The following is a 21276-nucleotide window of genomic DNA, read 5'->3' as shown; positions in this document are numbered from 1 at the left end:
GTATACAAAGTCCGTCCAGAGAGCCTGATTTGCATCGGAATGGGAGAGGGCTGGCCTGTTTTTTCTGTCGCACTGGGGCACCGGCTTAGTGAGAGCGTGTTCTTCGGCTCCGTATACACTTTTTTGCCAACGGAGTTTGTCTATAAAAGGCAAATGCAGCTTCAGCATGTATCTGAGTAATGGCTAGGGATAGTACAGTGAGAGCTTTAAGCGCTCCCCTGCTTTTCTTCGATGCAGAAACAGGCAACGTCTTCTATGTACGGTACTTTAAAAGGAAGATGGAATTTTTCCAGCTGGTTGGAAAGACATTGTTTTGCTTGTTCAAAATCTTTTTGGGATGGATGAACTGCTGCCGTCGACGAGCTGTTCAGCTGGCGCGATTTATTGGCAAACGTGTTAAGAAAGAGGAGCAGTTCCCAATCCTTATAGATTTTCCACCCGGACGGAGTTTTTGCCACACCATAGATGTGTTGCCGTGCATGGCTTTTCTCTGTTGATCGATCCTGCACTCGAAGAATGAAGATAGGCTCCGTAAGACCACGCAAAACACTATAGTTAGCCTGGAGCAGGATACCTTCTTCAACAGCTCGATTGATGGGGGCTAGCCCCATACCGCCCCTGTCTTCATCATCTTTACAAGGAAGTTCGCGAGAGAACACAAGACGGTACTCGTCAGCAATTCCAATAGCGGAAGTCCATGCTTTTGGAGTTTTAAATGTCATCCGGTCGCCTTCCGCTTTCCATGCCCTTTGATGGCGGGTTAAGGTAAGCTTGAGATAAGGGCAAAGATCATGAAGTTCGACTTGCGGTAAATTGGCTGCAACCGTTCCGAAATCAAAACGATGTACGGTGCCGAACATGCGTTTTACTACTGAGATGGCGTCGTCACCGCCGAAGGTCACAGTCTGACTGTCGAACCATTGACGTAAGCCTTCACGGTTTGCAGACGGAGCGGCACTAAATAGGTTCGCATAGAAAGAAGGTTGTTTCATGCCGATAACAGCCTGGCACATATCCTCCGGATCTTCCATGGAACCTTGAAAGGCAAGGGTGATGCGTTGGAGTTTTTCTTCCAAGCATTCCCAAATACGGCTTTCAACCGTTTCGGGATTGCGGAATACATGCACATGAACGGGGTGCTTTTGTCCATAGCGATGCAGACGGCCGACGCGTTGATGCAAGCGCATGGGATTCCATGGTAGATCTATATGAAACAATACATGGCAATGTTCCTGGAGGTCAACACCTTCTCCTGCTGCTTCCGTAGAAACCAAAAAACGTACTTTGCCTTTATTGAAATCTTCAGCCGCCTGCTGGCGACATACGGTTTCTATATTCTTTGATCCGGTTTTATTTTCAAAAATAAGACATTCATCGCCATTAATAAATGTGGCACATGACGATCCAAATTCCTGACGTAGTGCTTTAATAAGTAAAGTTTGTGTTGCCTTATATTCTGTAAAGAAAAGAATGGATTCTTTTGGATAGTCGGTACGGATTTTTTGGATGATAGTGCGTATTTTTGTTTCTTGCTGAATCGGCTCCGCCAAATCCATCAAAGTCTGGAGTGATGTTATCTCATGAGGAAGTCGGTATGAGGCATCTGTCGTAGCGTAGGCTGCCGCCTGTTCTTCTGCATTATCTTCGCAGGCTTCAAGAGATTCTTCCAAATTGCCGGGAATGGCTGCGGATGAAGTTTCATCGCCTGATGCTAGAAGAAGATCACGTCTTCTCTGCAGGGCATGGCGAACGGCTTCAATAGAACTTGAGGCCAATTTCTGCAATGTCATCAAGACAAAAATAAGAACGCGCTGTTTCTGGCCTTGTGCATCTTGTGCGTAGGCTTTTCCTGAAAGAATAAAATTTGTAAGCTGTTCATAAAATAATGCTTCTTTTTCAGAATAGGTATAGTATTCTTTATAAATATGAACAGTATGGAATAGTTTGTTCCCATGCATATCTGTAACTTTTTGTTTATTGTTGCGAATCATTATTTGTGAAAGACTGTTAAATGCAGATTCAAGAGTTTGTCTTGAATAAAAAAGATCAGATCGTAATAATGACAGAAGAGATAAAAATCCGTAGTCTTTTCCTCTATGAGGAGTTCCTGTAAAAAAGAGCATGGATTTGATTTTCTGATGTTGTTCAAGTGTAGATATTAATTCATATCCTAGCGTCGCTCCACGTCGTTCATCGGCATTGAGGCGGTGTGCTTCATCCACAAGTACAACATCCCAGCCTTCGGCATCAAGCAGGCGTTGCCAGCGCTGCTTCGTATCTGATCGCAGAGTCTCCAATGAAGCGATAATGGCACGACTTCCATGCCAGAAGCCTGATTTTTTAGTATCGTTTTCCGAACGATAAATGTCAAAACGCAGGTCAAACATATTGAACATACGTTCTTGCCATTGATTAACAAGACTGGCAGGTGCAAGGATAAGGACGCGACGCAGGCGACCTGAAGCCTGCAAGGAGGACAGAATGAGTCCGGCTTCAATGGTTTTTCCAAGACCGACATCATCGGCGATGAGCCAGCGCATGGGAATTCGTTCCTGTACTTGGCGGCATACCCAGAGCTGGTGAGGCAAAAGAGTGATGCGTGAAGAAGAAAAGACCCCCCATTCATCATTGACGGAGCGTATGCATGCAGCCATGGCATGGGCAAGTGCTTCTAATGGCGGGTCAAGATGCCGTTCCTCCCCTTTCTCTTCGATACTGGCAAGGCGGGTAAGTTGAGACAGGAGACACTCTTGCAGCTCTCCAGATTCAAAGCGAACGATGGCGGTACTTTCGTCAACCATACGAACTCGTCCTTGCCCAAACTGCGGATGGTGCACATAATCGTTTTTATGAAGGAGCATAGGTTTATTCCTTTTCTTTGAAATATGCTATATTGAACCAGTAATCAAAATGATAGTCGAGTTTTTTGATCTTTCTCAGCTCTTCAACAAGAAGCTTTTGTCGACTGTCTGCATCCTCTGTGTTGTATTGTATGTTCAGATAATTAAGAAAATCCTGAGAAGGAACCCAGCATAATTCAAAAAATGATGGGGATGCCGTGTTTTGGCAGTCATTGACGTTTAATCGTGCCAATTCTCGGAGGACCCAATATTTTCCGATGCGCAGAGGTAAAGGGGGAGCATCAAAATTTTTTCCTGCACCATGGAGTGCATCGTCTGCACGAGGTGAAAAAAGTGAAAGCAGACTATTTCCATCCCAATTTGTTTTCATAATTGTGAAGAAAATATTCTGATACTGTAGTAGAAAACGTCCAAGTTGATGAAAAGCTGGAAAACACTTCATAAATTCTGCATAAGAATTCTTCTCTATATTGTTATCCTGCCAAGCGGTAAGAGGATGAAGCCATTCAGGATCATGTTTCTTTTTTTCTTCTTTAAAGATAGGCGTGTAGTTATAATAAAGCTTGGATGCAAAATTACGACAGGCTTCAGGAGTACTTCTTCCGATACTTCGCAGATAACCAAGAAGTAACAACATAAGCCAAGATTCACGCTCTTTGTTCTCAAGAGCTTTTTTTAATTTTTGACTATCTCGAAATTCAGCAGGCCAAGTTTTTTCGAGATAACGTTTTTGTATATTTTTTTTATTTTTTTTCCAAACAGTAACAAGTTCTTCAAAATTATCCCAACTGTTACAAAAATATGCTATGTTATTTTCTATATGCGTATTATCGTTGTTACGATAATACGCATCGGGAAAGAGATACATAATCAACTGTTCATGACTTTCTACTGTTTTTTCCTTCATATTCTGAAGTAAATTTTCTACAGTAGGAAGTTCTCGAATCCAGCCTGAGTATGATTTACAAAGGGTAGAGATAAGACTGAATCGGAGTTCTCCTTCCAAAAGATAGTTCAAAGCAAGTTTTTTTTGTTCTGTATCATCAAGGTTGAGAATCCATATTTTTAATGTTTCCGTCGTAACTTGATGTCCACTACGTAAAAGAATATACATTTCAATATCTTGTTTGTCGTGAATATATTGTTCATCCAGCAAGGCTTCTTGAGGAGCAAAGGAAGCACGGAGCATCTCGTCGGCAATACCAGGAATATCTCCCAGTTTATGCCGAAGTGAGGCAGGAAGAAGAACCTGTCGTATGTCTTGAAAGGAGCCAGCCTGAGTCTGGACGGTGAAGGGATAGGAAAGATGCTGGGGAATATCATTTTTTATTTTTTTTAAACAGCCAAAAAGATCGGGGGATAGCTCTTTTTGAGGCACAATATGTGTAAAGAGTGCAGTAAAAAATTCCTCCGAGTGTATTTCTTCTACACTAAAGCCTAGAGCTTTTAAACGGCGTCCATACTTTGAGGAAACAACTGGCCAGTACGACAATGTTGATGGGTATTTTTTATCTAAAAATATTTGTATCATATCGGAAAAACGACGCTTAGATTCATCTGAAGAAAATGTATATGATTTCCATTTAGTTGTATAATTGGCGTGTAAAGGCCATGACCATCGTTCAGGTACACCATTTCCAAGTACATTACTATGTTCTATCCAATAAGAAAGACCCTTACCATTAGCATGAAGGCGGAGGAGAATCTTTTTTTTCAAAGAATCTTTTTCGTTATCAGAATTACTATCTTCAAGACCTGTGCTGAGAGTTTGCCAAAGCTTATGATAGTATTCATGTTTATTAATATCTTTAGGGATGAATTTACTATGATCACACAGGCTCTTTCCAAGAAAATGACCGAATTTATCGAGATCATTAAAGTCTTTTTCTACCAGTGCAATGTTGCATCGTCCTGCATCCAGAGAGAAGGGGCCATTCATGGCATATCCGAGTCCCCACTCTGTTCCGCTTACAGTAGGCATGGTATGCCATAGCGGTGGTGTTCCCGAAGGAAAGGAGGCCGGTAAATGATTTTTTAAGGCAAGCGCTAATTGGATTTTTGAATCTGAGTCTGAAAAACACAATACCTGAGCATTGGTATCAAGAGCCCAACCTTGCCCTTTCTGATCTGGTTGAAAAGAGAAAGATTGTTCTTTTCCATTGATACGAGTAATTATTTTTCGTACTTTGTGAGTAAAGACAGGAAGTAGTTGTTTTGCTTCAGAAAATCGTGAAAATATTGATTCTTCAATTTTATTATCAGGAATGGTATTTTTTATGTTGATTATGAAAGTTGTACTTTCATCAATAGAATATTCTGAAAGATTTTCTTCAGGGAACATGCCATTTTTTATGACAAAATGAAGATTTTTGCTTTTTATTTCAGGATTATCACACAATAAGAAGACACTTTTGAATCCAAGTCCGAGTTTTCCTGTTGAAGAATGTTCATTTTTTTCACTTCTATTCAATATCAGCATACTGTACAGGTCATTTTTTGAGGCGTTCGTATTATCAAGACAATCATTAATGGCTCGTCCATGATGAGAAAATGACAAAGTGCGCTTGTCCAAGGCTATGGTTACTGTCGTATCATTAGGATGTTTTAGATCTCGTAATGCGTCATCGGCATTTTGAAGCAATTCAAATAGTACACCATTCTCACGATAACCGTAGTCTACTATTTTTTTAAGAATTGCTTCGTAAATTTCAGAGGTATCTTTGGCAATATTCCAAAGCTTATCTTTTGCCTGTGATATGGCTTTATTATTTTTTTCAGAAGATTGTATCTCTTCACGAAGTAACTTCTGCTGTTCTTTTAATTGGTGGTTTTCAAGATGCAGTTGTTCAAGGATAGTTCGTAGATCTTCCTTTAAAAGTTTAATAGTACTGCTTAAGGAAAGTTGTGTTGGAGAGTGATTATTCCATATATCATCAAGTTTATCTTGTTCTATATCAATACATTCTCCCCATTGATAAAAGGATTCTTTGAGAAGTGCTGTAAACTCTTCTTGACTCGTAGCAGGGCATCTCCCCTCTTTGTCAGCGTATAATTTGATATCATAATACTCGATATCATGATATTCGTAGGGGCGTTTGATTTTTTTTTGGAGGGTTGGGAGTTCGACAAAAAAACTTTTTATTTGTTTTTTTTCTGAAAAAAGGCTGCCCGCAAGAGTTTTTATTTTTTCCTGAGGATAATATATAGTTATGTTTGTACATTTTCTAAGATTTTCCTGTTCAATATCAAGATCATTATCACCGTTAATTTTACTTATTTTTATTTCTTTTTTTCCTATGTTTTGAAAACTTTTATATGCTTTTTCTTCAAATTCTTTTGCCAATGACAGTATTGACTCATTTTTTCCTGATATAAGAAGTAAAAACCAAGCAATTCTATAATATTCAAATTTACAAAAAGGTGTGTTAAAGTATTTTTTAATATTGTATTTATTTATTTCTGCACTATTTAATAATATTTCATTTTTTATATGAGCATGGTAGATCTCCCATATATATTTATCTGGGAGATACTCAGGTTTATGATTGCAGTTTGTTGCCGCAATTTGATTGCCATGTTTCCATACGCTGGGCTTTTGTGTAGGAAAAGTGTAATTACGTGTAAAGAGCAACGGATCGTGTGTGAAGACGGCATCAACGAAATTCGCATAGTGCTTCATGACTGGGCGAATCCGTTCACCGGCTGAAGATGCCGCATTTAGGATAAGGTCGTAGCGGCAGGAGCGTGTATCAAATTCCGAGGATGCTTGAAATTTGATCAGGATTTCCGGGGAGAGTTCTTCCAGAGAGAGTAAATCCTTGAGCAGAACGCCTTCTTCGGAATCGTCCATAAAGCTGGCAAGAAAGCTCAGGTGCTTTACTGTGGAGACGAGGTCTTGCAGGTGCGGCGGAAAGAATTTGCAGGGGGGGAAAAAATCACACTCTTGAAGAAGGGCGATAAATTGTTTTTTTCCTGTATCCAGATGGACAGAACTTTGGAGTTTGCTCAGAATGTCGACGATCCATTCTCTGTCTAAATCTGAAAGCTGTGTACGGAACTCTCCCAAAAGACGGTCTTGTGTTGTCCAGGAGGAGGGTAACCGAGATTGTATTATAGAAGGAAGTTCTTTGATGAAAATATGGCACGGAGCATATCCTTGGGGTTCAGATAAGGACGGTACCCATGCTTTTTCTCTGAAAGCCTCTTCAAGACCGTCGGGAATTTGTTTATATGAGCTACATAATTCTTTTAATTTTTTCCATGATTCCCATGGCTTTTCACTGAGAAGAATATGCTTGATTCTGTCTGAGCGGATATCATTTTCATTGATAATATTGAGTTTTGTTTTTTTTGTTTCGGATATATCAGAGTACTCTTGACTATTGATAAAAATATAGTAATGACTAAGATCTTCTTCTTCTTCTTCTTCTTCTTCTTCTTCTTCTTCTTCTTTTAATGATAATACAAATTTTTTTCCTTCAATAGGTATATTCCCAGCGATAAGCTTTTTTAATGCATCAATATAATGGTGGAATTCTTTATATTTTTCATATATTTCATCTTTTATGAAAGTATCAAACAGCTGTTTATGGATATTGCGGTTGTCGGAAAGCTCATTGGATGCTATCGCGGAAAATAAGGCCTCCTTTCCTGTGGTACAGACAAAAGCATATTCCTTACGAGAAAGCCATACATCTTCAGAGCGTAACGCCAGGGAAATCTGCTCCAGTATGCTGTCTGGAAACAGATTTTTTTCAGAAGCCAAGAGTAAGTTTTTTTTACTCTGTTCCTGCAGAGCCTGAAAACTTCGGGCAGCTTCCTTCTGCGTGCCCTGAGAGAAGAGTTTTATGCGGTAGATGGGCAGATTGAACAGATCTGCAGAAGGTTGTTTCTGGAGAAGGTGATCGGCCAATACGATATCTGCTTCAGGTTGTCGAGCAAGATCATGCAACCTTTCTTTTCCCAGAAAAGTAAGCAGCTCTTTTCGCTGATCATCGGAGAGTATATCCTGTTTGTTGTCGGGGCGCGGCAGCAGAAGGCAGGGTTCAAGAAGGGAAGGGTTGTCATTAGCAATATCCCGTAACGCCGCTTCTGTTTGCATTGGTACATAGGAAACATATCCTTGCAACCATGTATCTGCAAGCGCATAAATATTGTTCCGTATCTGATTTTTTGTACTGCTGTCGATGTTTTTTGATATTTTATCTGAGAAAAATTTATTTTTTAAAAGGCGCTGAAACCAAAGCTTCAGACAGCGTCTGTGATTTTTTTGAAAGTCAATACTTTTAATAAATGTTGTAATCCAATCCACGTCCGATAACGTAATTGCACCTGGAGCAGAGGGCAGGGAAGAGCATAGATTTGAAAATATTTTTTCATCCCAATCGTGCACGTGTTTTTGCTTATGATATATTCCCTTATTCAAAAGGGCAAAAGTTTGCTTTTCTTCCAGCATCCATGCTTTTAGTTGAGGGGGAAATTTTTCAGGAATCATATACACAGCTTCTTCGTGTAATTCCCAATGATTATCCAATGCAAGCTTTACAAGACATTTTGATGTTAATGCCTCATAAAACCTTTGAAAGCCTTCCCATCTGGATATTGCACTGATGATTGATTCATATTGTGGATTTTGATCAATAAGCTGCTTTATGACTTCGGGCAATAGAGGAAAAAGAATGCGTTGGGCTAAAGTGGTATTCCACGTGGCTTCTATGCTTTGATTTCCTTCTTCAGTAATGCCAAAAATGTTTTTTCTATCGCTGGAAAGAAAAAAATACCCGTGCAATAAGACTTCCCATGTTTCATTAATGGAGGAATCTGCAATGGTGTAGCGGAGATGTGAACCTAGTTTTGTCTCTTCAGAATGAGAGGTGGGCGTAGACATATGATCATCGAGAGGCAAAAAACAGGCCCAGCGCAGAGAAAGCGGAGAGGGATTTTTTTTGTGGAGAACCGTAATAGCAGCATGAGGCAGCGCTTTTTCCGGTATTTCTTCAAGTCCTACTTTAGGCCAGTCATTTTTGTTTTGAAGTTCTGTGATGCTATTTTTGGGGTCAAAACGACTTATGCCAAGACAATCCCAGTGCTCATTTGTATCCTTTTTGATAATATCAATGCTACTGGAAAAGATCTCTTTAAAATCGCTATCTTGTCTATTGGGCCTGCGTAAAGCATTTTTTCTTTTGATATCTGCGCGATAAATAGGTTTTAAATTATCTAATGAGAATAATGATGTGGAAGAACAGATTTCTATCTTTTCCAAAGAAGTGCATTGCGACAGAGATAACACTATTCCATTTATAATATTATCCAGAATTTTATCTTTAAAAGATTCTTGTGTAAAATATTCTTCTCTTATCTTTATAAAATTTGAATCAAAATCAATATTTCTTAATGGTATATATATAAAAAAGCAATTTTTAAATTTATCATTAAAAATACTTTCTAAAGATTTATGTATAAAATTTAATGCATTGTTTACTTGATCGTTATTCCAATGTGGCAAGCGTTGTTCAAATCGACGCGTATTGCGGATATCAATCCAAGGATCAAAAAGTTTTCCTTTTAATGTAGAGTCTTCAGGCTTGTATGGAGCAAAGAAAAAAGATTCACAGATATGAAAGAGACTTTTTAGACCTAGGCCAAAACGTCCTATCTTAGTAGTATCTTCTTTTTTAGTTCCTCCAATAAGTCGAGTGATACCTTTTACATCATCTTCTTTGAGTGGACCATCATTAAAGATTAGAATAGCGGGATGCCGCAAAAGCGGATGAATGCCGGAGCGTTCACCTTCCTGGAGCAGGAAGAAGAAAAGTTGCCGAGCTTCCGCATCATCGGCATTTTGTATAATTTCTCGTATGATATCTTCAGATTTATATCGTTTCAACGTGTCTCGAAGTTGGTGAATAATGGCTTCAGGATCTATACTGACGCCGGTACTATACGAATAGTCTTCCTGAAGATTGGCCATATTTTTTCCTTTTATGCTAAGGGTATTTACTACATGGATATTTTTATCGCAAAATATTTTTCTGTTCAAGAAAATTTTCTGGTGCTGTTTTTCATCTGCACAGAATTTTGATAATGGAGATAATATGATACTTCTCAATATTTGTGAGTGAGAGCAATATTTAGTGTGAAAAGTACAATTTCAGTTTGACAAGGTCACATTGAACGGGGAAAATGTGAGTCTAGTTCTTTGCCGGAGCAGCGGGCGTGCCCGATGTTTTCTCCTTCACCCACTCATAGCCTTCCAGAGTTTTATCCCGCGTCCATTCATAGCCGGAAATCACGCCTTCCCTGACTTCCCTGCCTATGGCGCGGGCGGTATCGGCGGTGTCGTTGGTATCGGCCTGATGAACTTCCGTGGAAACGGGGTTGCCCGCCGCATCGTAGGAAACGACGCTGCCGGTGGTTTTCGTTTCGCACGCCGCAAGGCAGAGGGCCGCAAGGCACAGAAGGGCAAGGTGTTTCATGGCGTTTTCCGTGCCCCGGGCCTTTCGGCCCGGGAGAAAGGGTGGAGGCGCGGCCCCGGAAACAGGGCCGCGGCAGGGGGCTATATGCCGGACTTGGTCAGTTCGATGAACTGCTTGGCCACACGGGGGCTGCGCCCGCCGTTGCGCGTGGCATGGGCCTCGGCGCGGATGTCGAGCTGGGCCTCGGGCATGTCGATGCCGTACTGGGCGGCCAGCTTGTGCACGATGTCGAGGTAGCGGTCCTTATCGGGACGGAAGAAGGTGACCGTAAGGCCGAAGCGCGCGGAAAGGGACATGAGTTCCTGCCGCGTGTCGCCTTCGTGCAGATCGCTGCCGCTGCGGTCGTCCCAGCTTTCCTTGATGAGATGACGGCGGTTGCTGGTGGCGTACACGGCGAAATTGCCGCTGTGGCCGTTCACGCTGCCTTCCAGAATGGCCTTGAGCGCCGCAAAGTCGTTGTCGTTGCTGCTGAAGCTCAGATCGTCGATGAACAGAATGAACTTGAGCGGATTGCGGGAAAGCGCTTCGGTGATGTCGGGAATCTGGTAAAGCTGGTTCTTCTTCACTTCCACAAGGCGCAGGCCCCTGTTCCAGTAGGCGTTGACGATGGCCTTCACCGTGCTGCTCTTGCCTGTGCCCGCATCGCCGTACAAAAGCACGTTGTTCACCGGCTTGCCGGAAAGAAGCGCTTCCGTGTTGGCAATGACCTTGGCGCGTTCCCTTTCATAGCCGGGAAGCTGGTCCAGCGTCTGCGGGTCGGGGTGGCGCACGGGGACAAGGCGGCCGTCCTTGACGGTGAACATGCGGTAACGCGCGAACATGCCGTAGCCTGTGATGCGTATGCCCGCAATGCGTTCATGGTAGGCTTTGGCGAAATCAAGGCCGCTCGTTTTCCACCGGGGCAGAAAGCCGGCGTAGGCAAGGCGGCTGCGCACGGCTTCTCCGTCGAAGCCGGAAAGTTCCTGAAGAAATTTCAGTTCGTGTTCCAGACATTCCGAAAGGCAGGGGGAAACCGGCGTGCTGCCGCAACTGGCGCGCATGTAGATGTTTTCATCTTCCAGAAGGAGATTGAGCAGGTAGGCGCTCCAGTCGTCGCCATGGGCGAAAAGCGCGGAGGCGAAGGCGCTGTAGGCTTCCACGCAGGAGGCGGTGTCGGCGGGGTCGGCGTCGAGCAGGACCTGAAGGCGGGAAACCACGGGATCGGAAAGAATGTTGCGGAAAACAACGAGGCTGCGGAGCCTGAGACTGGAAAAAGGCAGGGAATTCATGAAAGATCACCTTCAAAAAGTTTGGGCAAGTATAGGACAGTGCCCCAGGCCATGCAAGATGGAAAAGTGCGGTCTTGCGCCGGGGCGGAGGCTGTGGCACAAGCAGAAGAAAGGCGGAACCTGCGTTTGTTCGTCCGCGGCGGCGGAACAGACGTCTGTTTTTCCGGGAGGCTGCGCCGCGCGTCCATGCCCTGCGGGGCGAAGGTCCGCCGGGAACCGGTGCGGAAAACGCCGCCGGGAGGAGAGGTCTTCCGCGGCCTGCGTTTTCGCCTTCTCGCCCGTTTTGGGCGGAAAGGGCCCTGCCGGGAAAGAGGACGAAAGGCGCGGTTTGCGCCGCAGGCATGAAGGTTGAACAGAAGCACAAGGAGGGATGGCGATGAAGATAACGGTGCTGGACGGCAGAACCCTGCAGACGGGGCTTGCGTTTCCGTGGCCTGTGGACGGACCGGACGAGTGGACCTGCCATGAAAGTTCCGCGCCGGAAGAGGTGCGGGAACGCGCCGCCGGGGCGGAGGTGCTGGTCATCAATAAAGTCGTGATGGATGCCGCCCTCATGGATGCGCTGCCCGACCTGCGCTGCATTGCCGTGACGGCGGCGGGCACCAACGTGGTGGACGGCCGCGCCGCAGGTGAGCGGGGAATAGTGGTATGCAACACCCCGGCCTACGGTACCGACGCCGTGGCCCAGCATGTGTTCGCCCTGCTTCTGGAGCTGTGCCGCCGCACGAGTCTGCACGATGAAAGCGTGCGCCGGGGCGACTGGGGCCGCTGCGGGGATTTCTGCTACAGCCTCACTCCGCAGGTGGAGCTGACGGGAAAGACCTTCGGCGTGTTCGGCTTCGGCAATCTGGGCAGGCGCGTGGCGGAAATCGCCCACGCCTTCGGCATGAACGTGCTGGCCTGCGCCCACAGGCCCGTGCCTGCGCCGGGCTACGAACCCTTTTCCTTCGTGTCGAAGGAGGAACTCTTCCGCCGTGCGGACGTTCTTTCCCTGCATTGTCCCCTTACGGAGGAGACGCGCGGCCTGGTATGCCGGGAAACGCTCTCGCTCATGAAGCCCGGCTCCATCCTCATCAATACCGCGCGCGGGCCCGTGGTGCGGGGAAAGGACGTGGCCGAAGCCCTGCGCGGGGGCAGGCTCGGCGGCTTTGCGGCGGATGTTCTGGAACAGGAACCGCCCTCCATGGACGACCCGCTGCTTTCCGCCCCCCATACCCTCATTACTCCGCACCTTGCCTGGATGACCGACGGGGCGCGCAGGAACATTGTTTCCATCACGCTGGAGAACATACGCCGCTATAAGGAAGGCGACCCGCAGAACGTGGTGAACAGGGAGTGGCTGCGCTGAGTTGCCGCCGTTCCCGGAGGAGCGGGGCTTTTGAGGCGAACGCCGTTTTCCCGGAGGGCGGGGCGCAGCATGACTGTGCGGAACCCGTCTGCTGGAAAATATGTTTTTCCCGGCGGAGACTGCCGGAGAGGCCGCCCTTGCGCGGCCCTTTTTTCAGGGAAAAAAGGGTGGTTCCGTGCGGGCCGGAGGGCGCGGCGGCGAGGCCGTTATGGGCGGCAGGGGCAGGAGCATTGCGGCAGAAAGCGGGAAGGCCCTTTCTGCCTGCCGGGGGCGGGGCGTATTGCCGCAACGGGGTGAGGCGACTGCCGGAGCTTCGGAAAAAGGCAAGGAAGAGCGGGCTGGCTTCCCGCCGCAGCGGGCCGCAGAAAAAGGGCGGGGCTGTCGCCCGGCCTGCCGCGATGTGCGCTTATGCGGGCGTGAACGAAAAAGCCCCGCGGGGGCGGGGCATTCCGGCATGTCTTCACAGGGAGGGAAGCCGCAGGGCGGCTTTCCCTGCATCAGTTTTCGTCGTCTTCTTCCTCATCGAGGATGGCGTCGGTCACGAAATCGAAGGCCACCCGTTCGATGGGGGCTTCGGGTTCGTAGGCGAGCATGTCGGCCAGGAAGTTTTCGGGCAGTTCCTTGTTGCTTTCCTTGGCCTGCGTGATGAGGGTGTTCATGCGGTCGGTATAGGCGCGGATGAGGCGGAAGACCTCGGCCACCACGGGGCTTGCGGGAGCGGGTTCGTTTTCCTCACCGCCGCCGCAGCTGGAATGTTCCTCTTCGACGGAATCGTCGTAGGCGTCGAGGGCGGCGTTGATTTCCAGTTCGGAAAGGGCGGCGAATTCGGGAAGGGTCTTGATCGTGTTCATGAAGAAACCTTGCTTTCGGGTTGAGGTGTTGCGTTCTATTCCCGGGGCTGACTGAGCAGCTTCACGGGGTTGAGCATTTCCACCATGCGCTTGTGCGGGATTTTCGCCTGGCGCAGGGCAAGATGCAGGTCGGTGGTGGTGTAGATGTCGCGCAGAATCACGGGGCTTGCCGCGCCTTCCCCGGCGGGGAATACGGCAAGCAGCGGAATGCTTGCGCTGTTCAGCGCGCGCAGCAGCTTCTGATGCGCATCGTTTTTAAAGGTCATGTCCACCTTCACGGCGGTGAGGGAATACTGGTCCAGAATGGGCAGAAGATTGGGCGCGGCAAGGGTGGTGCGTTCGAGCACCTTGCAGGTGGGGCACCAGTCGGCCGTGAATTCCACGATCATGGCCTTTTTCCCGAAGTCTTCCCGGAAGGTTTCTTCGGAAAACTCCACCCAGGGCACGATTTCCTTCTGCGCGGGCAGAAACGCCCAGAAGCCGGAAAGGAAAATGGCCCCCACGGCAAAGGCCCCCAGGAACATGCGCCGGGTGATGGAACCGCGCAGGCTCCCCCATCGGCCCCATATCCAGGCCGTGGTGGCGGCCACGAGAAGGGTGATGAGGGTTTTGACGTGCAGCGCCGGGGGCAGCAGGGAGAAAAGGTAGATGGCCGTGCCCATGAGCATGAGGCCGAGCACCCTTTCCAGCACGCTGAGCCATGCGCCGGGCTTGGGCAGAAAACGCACCAGCCTGGGGTAGCAGGCAAGCGCGACGTAGGGCGCGGCCATGCCCACGCCCGTGGCCGCAAATATGGTCATGAGCACGGGCAGGGGCTTGGTGATGCCCCATGCCAGCACGCCGCCGAGAAGCGGGCCGCTGCACGGCGTGGCCAGCAGCGTGGTGAACATGCCCGTGCTGAAGGCCTGCATACGCGGCGAGGAACTGTGATGCGTCTGAAGATCGAGCACCGGCAGATGGAACACGTCGAACATGGAAAGGCCCATGCAGAACACGATGAGCAGCATGAGGAAGATCACCTCGCTGCTCTGGAAGAGCTGCCCCCATAAGATGCCGGTGAGGCCGGAAATGATGGCAAGCAGCGTGAACCATGCCACGATGCCCGCGGCAAAGAACATGGTGTGCTCGCGTATGGTTTTGCGGCGCGCCTCGAAGCTTTCCTCGTTGTCGAGCAGCAGGGAAAACTTCATGGTGAGCACGGGAAGAACGCAGGGCATGAAGTTCAGAAGAAGCCCGGCAAGCAGGCCGAGGCCCACGGCGCGGGGCCAGCCGTCGATCTGGAAACTTCCTTCCAGATGCTGGGGCGCAAGATCCCACCCTTCCGGTTCCGCACGGGAAACGGCGGAAGGCAGGGGCACGGCGGGCGCGGCGTTCAGCTTGCTCCTTTTCTGAAAGACGGACGTGGGCGCGTCGGGCAGAAGATCGGCGTGCTTTTGCGGCGCAGGTTCGGCAAAGGTTTCGGGCACGGACGGAATTTCCGGCGGGATGTTTTCCTCTCCGCAGCAGGCCGGACTTTCGAGAAACTGCTGAAACCAGCTCTGCTGCGCGGCGTTCGGCAGTTCCGCCGGAGCCGTGGGCAGGAGTATGCGCGTGTGCACGGGGCGGCAGTGCTGGTCGGAACAGGCGAGCAGCGAAATATCCAGCGTGACGGCGCGGGATTCCACCTCGCGGAATACCAGAAACACGGGAATCACCCCGTGGTACAGATAGCTTCTGCCCCCGGAGGGCAGAGAGGTTTCCGTGCCCGGAACATAGTGGATCTGCACCTTGCCCGGACCGAGAGGCTCCCCGTCCGCCAGCACGGTTACGGTGAGGGGGATGCCTTCGTCCCCGCCTTCGTGGGCATAGGAATGGTAGCCGCTCTGCGGCATGAGCCACAGCACCGCCATGGAGGTGTTCTTTTCCAGCGGCGGCGTGAGCGTTCTTCCGTCCACGGCGGAAAGCTTGGCCCATTCCGTATGGAAGCGGTAGGGCAGGCCGGACGAGGCGGAAGCGGCCTTTCCGCAGGGAAGGACGAAAAGAAGGGCGAGAAGCAGCCCGAAGGGGAGTAAGAAGCGCAACATCCTGTTCATGGGAAGGCAAATAAACTTTTTTTGCGGAAAAGGCAAAATTTTTCTTGACGGGGAGGCCCTACATGGCTATGACTGTTTCTGCGCTTCACATGCACTGGGTCACTAGCTCAATTGGTAGAGCAGTTGACTCTTAATCAATTGGTTCGGAGTTCGAGTCTCCGGTGACCCACCAGTCGCAAAATCGCCCCTTGCATCCGTGCAGGGGGCTTTTTTGATTTCCGGGCCTGCGTTATACATTGCCCGGCGCGGCTTATGCATGAAGGGCGCGGGTCGCCTCCGTGCGATCGCTGCCGCGCGGGAGCGTGCGGCAGACGGCCCGGCGGCCCCGGCAGAGGGAGCGGCGCGATGCGCCGCGCATGAGATTTCCTTCCAGAGGTCGCCATGAAAAGCCAGGTATTTTTGAACAAGGTGCGGGAATTCCTGCCCTGGTCGCAGACGCATACCGGGGAGGCGCCGGCCCGGATTCTTTCCGTGGACGCCGGCCCGTTTGAACCGCAGGCGTTTGCCGTTGTCGATGTGTTTTCCCTTGATGAACTGAAAAAGCTCCTTTCCCTTGCCGCGGAATGCGGCGTTTCCCTCACCTTCCGGGGCGGCGGAACTTCCCTGAGCGGCCAGAGCGTCGCCGAAGGCGCGGCCCTGCGCTTCAAAGGCCCGGCATGGCGCGGGCTCGACATTCTTGAAGAGGGCCGTTTCGTACGCGTCCGCTCCGGCATGACGGGCGGAGAAGTCAACGCCGCCCTTGCTCCCTTCCGGCGATTCCTCGCCTCCGATCCTTCCTCCATCGCTTCCGCCACCGTGGGCGGCATGGCGGCCAACAATGCCGCCGGTCTCGGCTGCACGGTGGAAAACAACATCTATCATTCCCTGCGCGGCATGACCTTCATGCTGGCCGACGGCACGCTCGTGAACACGGAAGACGCCGGAAGCGCGCGCCGTTTCCGTGCTTCCCACGCGGCTTTGCTGGAGGGCCTCGGCGCCTTGCGCGCAAGGATTCTTTCCTCCCCCGGCCTTGCCGAAAGGGTGCGCCGCAAATACCGCATACGCAATACCTGCGGATACGGCCTGAACGCGCTGTGCGATTTCGAGGATCCGCTCGACATGCTCACGCACCTTCTCATAGGTTCGGAAGGCACGCTGGGCTTCATTTTTTCCGTGACGCTGGAAACGCTGCCCCTGGAAAAGGAGCGGGCCACGGCCATGGCGCTGTTTTCCTCCATGGATGCGGCCATGCAGGCCGTGCTTGAGATGCGTTCCGGTCACGGCCTGTACGCCGGAGAATTTCTGGACGATATTTCCCTCCGTTCCCTGGCGAAGATTCCGGGCTTTCCCCCTTCCTTCATGCCCGGAGGCGAGAGTTCCGACAACTGCGCGCTTCTGGTGGAGGCCCGCGCCGCAACGCAGGATGCGCTTGCGGAGCATGTCGCCGCGCTGGATGCCATCATTAAAAAGGCGAAGCCCCTCGCCATGCTGGGTTTCGTGACGGAAGCTTCGGAGTGCGAGAAGCTCTGGGACATACGCCGCGCCCTTTTTCCCGCCCTTGCGGGCACGCGCCTGCCCGGGGAATACGCCTATGTGGAGGATTACTGCGTGCCTCTCGAGCATCTGCCCGAAGCCAGCCGGGGCCTTGCGCGCATCCTTCAGGAACTGGGCTTTCCCCGCAGCGGCGTGAACGGCCACGCCATGCACGGCAACCTGCACTGCACCGTGCCCCTCAGGCTGAGCGACGAGGGGGATGTGAAGAGACTCGGAGAGTTCATCGAACGGGCGGCGCAGCTTATCCTTGCCTTCGACGGTTCGCTCAAGGCCGAGCACGGCACGGGCCGGGCCGTGGCCTCCTTCGTTCGCCGCGAGTGGGGAGAGGAACTTTACGATGTCATGCGGAGGATAAAGGCGCTTTTCGACCCGGCAGGCATATTGAACCGGAACTGCCTTCTGAACGACAGCCCCCTCTGTCATCTGGAAAAGCTCAAGTTCGTGGGAGCCGTGGGCGGAGGCGTGGACCTTTGCGTGGACTGCGGTTTCTGCGAATCCGTATGCCCTTCCGCAAAGGTGGGGCTCAGCCCGCGCCAGCGCATCTATGCCCTGCGGGCCATGGCAGGCATGGAAGCGGCGGGCGACACGGAGCGCCTTGATGCGTGGAGGGAGTATTTTCGTTCCATGGGGCTCGACCTCTGCGCTGCGGACGGGCTGTGTTCCACGCGCTGCCCCCTGGGGCTGGACGTGGCGGGCTTCATGCGGGCGCTGCGCCATGAGAACCTGAGCGAAAGGGAGAAAAAGGCCGCCGCCTTCGTGCGCGGGCATTTCTCTCTGGTGACGCGCGCCGCTTCCCTGGGGCTTTCGGCAACCCATGCCCTGCACGGGGCGCTGGGGCACGAGAGAGCGGAGAAATGCGGCGCTCTGACCGGAAGACTCACGGGACTGACGCTGCCGGATGTCCATGAGGTTCGTCTTGCCGGGGGAAGCCGCGTGCCTTGCCCTCCCCGCGCGGCCGGCAGGGAAAAGGTGGTGTATTTCCCCTCCTGCGCGGTGCGGAGCATGGGATACGGGGGAGATTCCGGCCGCAGGGTGGACCCGCTCATGGATGTGGCGCTGCGCCTTCTGGAAAAGGCCGGCTACGACGTGGTGATTCCCGCCCGCGTGGAAAAGCTCTGCTGCGGCAAGGCCTTTGAAACCAGGGGCATGCAGGAGGAGGCCGCCGCGTGCGCCGCCGCCCTCGACGCTGCGCTCTGCGAAGCTTCGGAAGGGGGCAGGTGGCTTGTGATGTGCGATACCAGCCCCTGCCTTGCCCGCATGAGAAAGACGCTGAGCGGGAGCCTTTCCCTGTACGAACCGGTGGAATTCACCCTGCGCTTTCTTGCGGACAGGCTGGAATTTCGGAAGAAGCGCGGCTGCGTGGCCGTGCACGCCACCTGTTCCACGCGGGCCATGGGCCTTACCGACGCGCTCTGCCGCGTGGCGGGGATGTGCGCGCGGGAAGTGGTGCTGCCGGAGGGCATTTTCTGCTGCGGCTTTTCCGGGGACAAGGGCTTTAGCCGCCCGGAACTCAACGCCGCCGCCCTTGCGGGACTTTGCGAACGCATAGCCGCCTGCGAAGAGGGCTTCAGCACTTCCCGCACCTGCGAGGTGGGGCTGACGAAGCACGGGAAAAAGCCCTACCGCAATATCCTTTATCTCATCGACGAATGCAGCGCCGCGCGAAAGTAGGCCTTGTTTGCGCAAAGCGGGCTTGACAGCGCGGCGATGCGGCCGATAAGCATTTTCCATATATACCCTGCGCCCGGCGACGGCGCGGATGAAAGGGCGGTCCCGGGGGCCGCGAATATTCCACAGGTGGAGTCAATGGAGAAAAGTCTGGATCAGAAACAAGAAGCCGTGGCGGCGCAGGAAATCGTCGCCTCCGTGGAAGAACAGGAAAGGGCGCAGGCTCTGGTGGAGGAAAAGGATTCGGAATCGCGCACACGGCGTTTCCACGGGCCTTTTGAAAAGGTGCTTGCCGTCATCTGCGTGGTGTTTTCCCTGTTTCAGCTCTATGCGTCCGTGTTCGGCACCATGGACGCCATGAAGCTGCGTTCCTTCCATATCATATTCCTTCTGGTGCTTGCCGTGTTCATGTACCCGGCCTTCCGTCGCGAAAAGCGCGACAGGATGCTCCCCACCCTGTGGGATGCGGTGTGCATGGGCGCGGTTTTCTATGCCTTCGGCTACCTTATCCTTCATTACGACGATATCGCCATGGGCGGCGGATGGTTCACCACGCAGGACTATGTGGTGGCGGGCATAGGCGTGGTGGTTGCCTTTGAATGCGCCCGCCGCGTGGTGCCCAACCTTGCCGTGCTTGCGCTGGTGTTTCTGGCCTACGCCTTCCTCGGCAAATACCTGCCCGGAGCCTTCGGGCATGTGGGCTTTTCCCTCACCCGCGTGATGGACCACATGTTCTGGGGCAGTCAGGGCCTTCTCGGCGTGGGCGTGGGCGTTTCGGCCACCTACGTTTTCCTCTTCGTGCTCTTCGGCGCGTTTCTTCGCATCAGCGGCTTCAGCGAATTCATCAACGACCTCGCCCTGACGCTCGTGGGACGCAGCGCGGGCGGCCCCGCCAAGGTTTCCGTCATCGCCAGCGCGCTCATGGGCATGATCAACGGCAGCGCCCTTGCCAACGTGGCCACCACGGGCGCCATCACCATTCCGCTCATGAAGAAGACGGGCTACAAGGCCGAATTCGCCGGAGCCGTGGAAGCCGTGGCCAGCACGGGCGGGCAGTTCGCGCCGCCCATCATGGGTGCGGTGGGCTTCATCATGGCCGAATTTCTCGGCGTGAGCTACACCAAGGTCATGCTCGCGGCGGCCATTCCCGCCTTCCTTTACTACCTCGCCCTCATCATGGCCGTGCATTTCGAGGCCAGAAAGCTGGGCCTCAAGGGGCTTTCCCGGGAGTATATTCCCGACGCCATGGTGGTCATCAAAAAGCGCGGGCACCTCATCATTCCGCTGGTGGTGCTCATGGTCGTCATGTTCATGGGCTATACCCCGCTTTTTGCCGCGGCGCTCGCCATTTTCGCCACCGTGGTCGCTTCCTGGCTTTCCCCCGAAACGCGCATGGGCGCAAGGCGTATTCTTCAGGCTCTTGAGGAAGGCGCGAAGGGTGCCGTGGGCGTGGGCGTTTCCTGCGTCATCATCGGCATCATCATCGGTTCCGTGTCCCTGACCGGGCTCGGGCTCACCTTCGGCTTCCAGGTGCTCAAGTATGTGGGCGAAGGGCAGCTCTACCTCGGCGGCGTGTTCGTCATGGTCATGAGCACCATTCTCGGCATGGGCGTGCCCGGCGTTGCGGCGTACGTCATCGTTGCGGCCGTGGCCGTGCCCGTGCTCACCGGAGTCGGCGTGCAGCCCATGTCCGCGCACATGTTCTGCCTCTTCTACGCCTGCCTTTCCAACATCACCCCGCCGGTGGCCATGTCTTCCTATGTGGCTGCGGGCATCGCCCATTCCAACGAAACGAAGACCTCGCTCATTGCGGTGAGGCTGGGACTTTCCGGCTTCATCCTGCCGTTCTTCTTCCTCAATAATCCGCTGCTGCTCTACAGCTCCGACAATCCGGCCATGGCTACGGTGTGGGCCTTCATCACCGCAAGCTTCGGCGTGTGCGCCCTGGCCGTGGGCCTGGAACGCTGGCTCTTCGGCCCCTGCTCCTGGCTGCAGAGCATCATGTTCATTGCGGGGGCGGTGCTCACCATCGACCCCGGCCTTTCCACCGACGCCATAGGCATAGCCGTCATTCTCGCCGCGGCCGTGCTCAACCGCCGCTCAAGCGCCGCCCTGCGCGCGGGGGAAAAGGCTTCCGCCTAGTTTCCGTGCGGCCGGGCCGCCTTCGGGAGCGTTCCGGCCGTTTGGTCATGCCATC

At 51.8% G+C, this 21276-nt stretch carries 9 protein-coding genes and 1 tRNA gene; 4 read left to right on the top strand and 6 right to left on the bottom strand.

Going from position 1 to position 21276, the window contains the following annotated elements; genetic code table 11:
- Positions 1-206: 206 nt before the first annotated feature.
- The 4 genes from CZ345_RS08730 to CZ345_RS08690 form a co-directional block, all read right to left on the bottom strand.
- Entirely contained in the window at positions 207-2801 is a 2595-nt protein-coding gene (locus CZ345_RS08730; protein ID WP_162274955.1) for an SNF2-related protein, read from the bottom strand.
- Positions 2802-2865: 64 nt separating this feature from the next.
- On the bottom strand, positions 2866-9834 hold the full coding sequence (locus tag CZ345_RS16605) for a sacsin N-terminal ATP-binding-like domain-containing protein (protein ID WP_144277293.1): 6969 nt from the start codon (positions 9832-9834) through the stop codon (positions 2866-2868).
- A 220-nt stretch (positions 9835-10054) separates the two neighbouring features.
- Positions 10055-10339 (bottom strand): hypothetical protein, encoded by a 285-nt coding sequence (locus CZ345_RS08695; RefSeq protein WP_077072742.1) that lies wholly within the window; start codon positions 10337-10339, stop codon positions 10055-10057.
- Between the two features lie 80 nt (positions 10340-10419).
- On the bottom strand, positions 10420-11607 hold the full coding sequence (locus tag CZ345_RS08690; protein ID WP_077072741.1) for an ATP-binding protein: 1188 nt from the start codon (positions 11605-11607) through the stop codon (positions 10420-10422).
- A gap of 370 nt (positions 11608-11977) precedes the next feature.
- Between CZ345_RS08690 and CZ345_RS08685 the strand changes: the two genes are divergently transcribed.
- The gene (locus tag CZ345_RS08685; RefSeq protein ID WP_337957255.1) at positions 11978-12955 is read left to right on the top strand and encodes a D-2-hydroxyacid dehydrogenase; all 978 of its coding nucleotides are present in this window, start codon (positions 11978-11980) and stop codon (positions 12953-12955) included.
- Between the two features lie 497 nt (positions 12956-13452).
- On the opposite strand, the gene CZ345_RS08680 is transcribed toward CZ345_RS08685, so the two are convergent.
- Both CZ345_RS08680 and CZ345_RS08675 read right to left on the bottom strand, forming a co-directional pair.
- Complete coding sequence (locus tag CZ345_RS08680) at positions 13453-13806, bottom strand: hypothetical protein (protein ID WP_077072739.1); 354 nt, start codon at positions 13804-13806, stop codon at positions 13453-13455.
- Positions 13807-13841: 35 nt separating this feature from the next.
- The gene (locus tag CZ345_RS08675; protein ID WP_162274954.1) at positions 13842-15869 is read right to left on the bottom strand and encodes a protein-disulfide reductase DsbD family protein; all 2028 of its coding nucleotides are present in this window, start codon (positions 15867-15869) and stop codon (positions 13842-13844) included.
- Between the two features lie 105 nt (positions 15870-15974).
- Here CZ345_RS08675 and CZ345_RS08670 point away from each other — a divergent pair.
- The 3 genes from CZ345_RS08670 to CZ345_RS08660 all read left to right on the top strand — a co-directional run bounded on the left by CZ345_RS08670 (position 15975) and on the right by CZ345_RS08660 (position 21221).
- Positions 15975-16050 (top strand) — tRNA-Lys (locus CZ345_RS08670).
- Between the two features lie 209 nt (positions 16051-16259).
- The gene (locus tag CZ345_RS08665; RefSeq protein ID WP_077072737.1) at positions 16260-19082 is read left to right on the top strand and encodes an FAD-binding and (Fe-S)-binding domain-containing protein; all 2823 of its coding nucleotides are present in this window, start codon (positions 16260-16262) and stop codon (positions 19080-19082) included.
- A gap of 135 nt (positions 19083-19217) precedes the next feature.
- Complete coding sequence (locus CZ345_RS08660; RefSeq protein ID WP_077072736.1) at positions 19218-21221, top strand: TRAP transporter permease; 2004 nt, start codon at positions 19218-19220, stop codon at positions 21219-21221.
- Positions 21222-21276 lie beyond the last annotated feature (55 nt).

The organism is Mailhella massiliensis (genome assembly GCF_900155525.1).
GTDB classification, from domain to species: Bacteria; Desulfobacterota; Desulfovibrionia; order Desulfovibrionales; family Desulfovibrionaceae; genus Mailhella; species Mailhella massiliensis.
The sequence above is the reverse complement of the archived record's forward strand: the minus strand, read 5'-3'. Positions and strand labels throughout refer to the sequence as shown.

Coding starts and splice junctions, on each gene's coding strand:
- CZ345_RS08730 (WP_162274955.1), bottom strand. CDS start 2,801: ATGGTTGACGAAAGTACCGCCATCGTTCGCTTTGAATCTGGAGAGCTG.
- CZ345_RS16605 (WP_144277293.1), bottom strand. CDS start 9,834: ATGGCCAATCTTCAGGAAGACTATTCGTATAGTACCGGCGTCAGTATA.
- CZ345_RS08695 (WP_077072742.1), bottom strand. CDS start 10,339: ATGAAACACCTTGCCCTTCTGTGCCTTGCGGCCCTCTGCCTTGCGGCG.
- CZ345_RS08690 (WP_077072741.1), bottom strand. CDS start 11,607: ATGAATTCCCTGCCTTTTTCCAGTCTCAGGCTCCGCAGCCTCGTTGTT.
- CZ345_RS08685 (WP_337957255.1), top strand. CDS start 11,978: ATGGCGATGAAGATAACGGTGCTGGACGGCAGAACCCTGCAGACGGGG.
- CZ345_RS08680 (WP_077072739.1), bottom strand. CDS start 13,806: ATGAACACGATCAAGACCCTTCCCGAATTCGCCGCCCTTTCCGAACTG.
- CZ345_RS08675 (WP_162274954.1), bottom strand. CDS start 15,869: ATGTTGCGCTTCTTACTCCCCTTCGGGCTGCTTCTCGCCCTTCTTTTC.
- CZ345_RS08665 (WP_077072737.1), top strand. CDS start 16,260: ATGAAAAGCCAGGTATTTTTGAACAAGGTGCGGGAATTCCTGCCCTGG.
- CZ345_RS08660 (WP_077072736.1), top strand. CDS start 19,218: ATGGAGAAAAGTCTGGATCAGAAACAAGAAGCCGTGGCGGCGCAGGAA.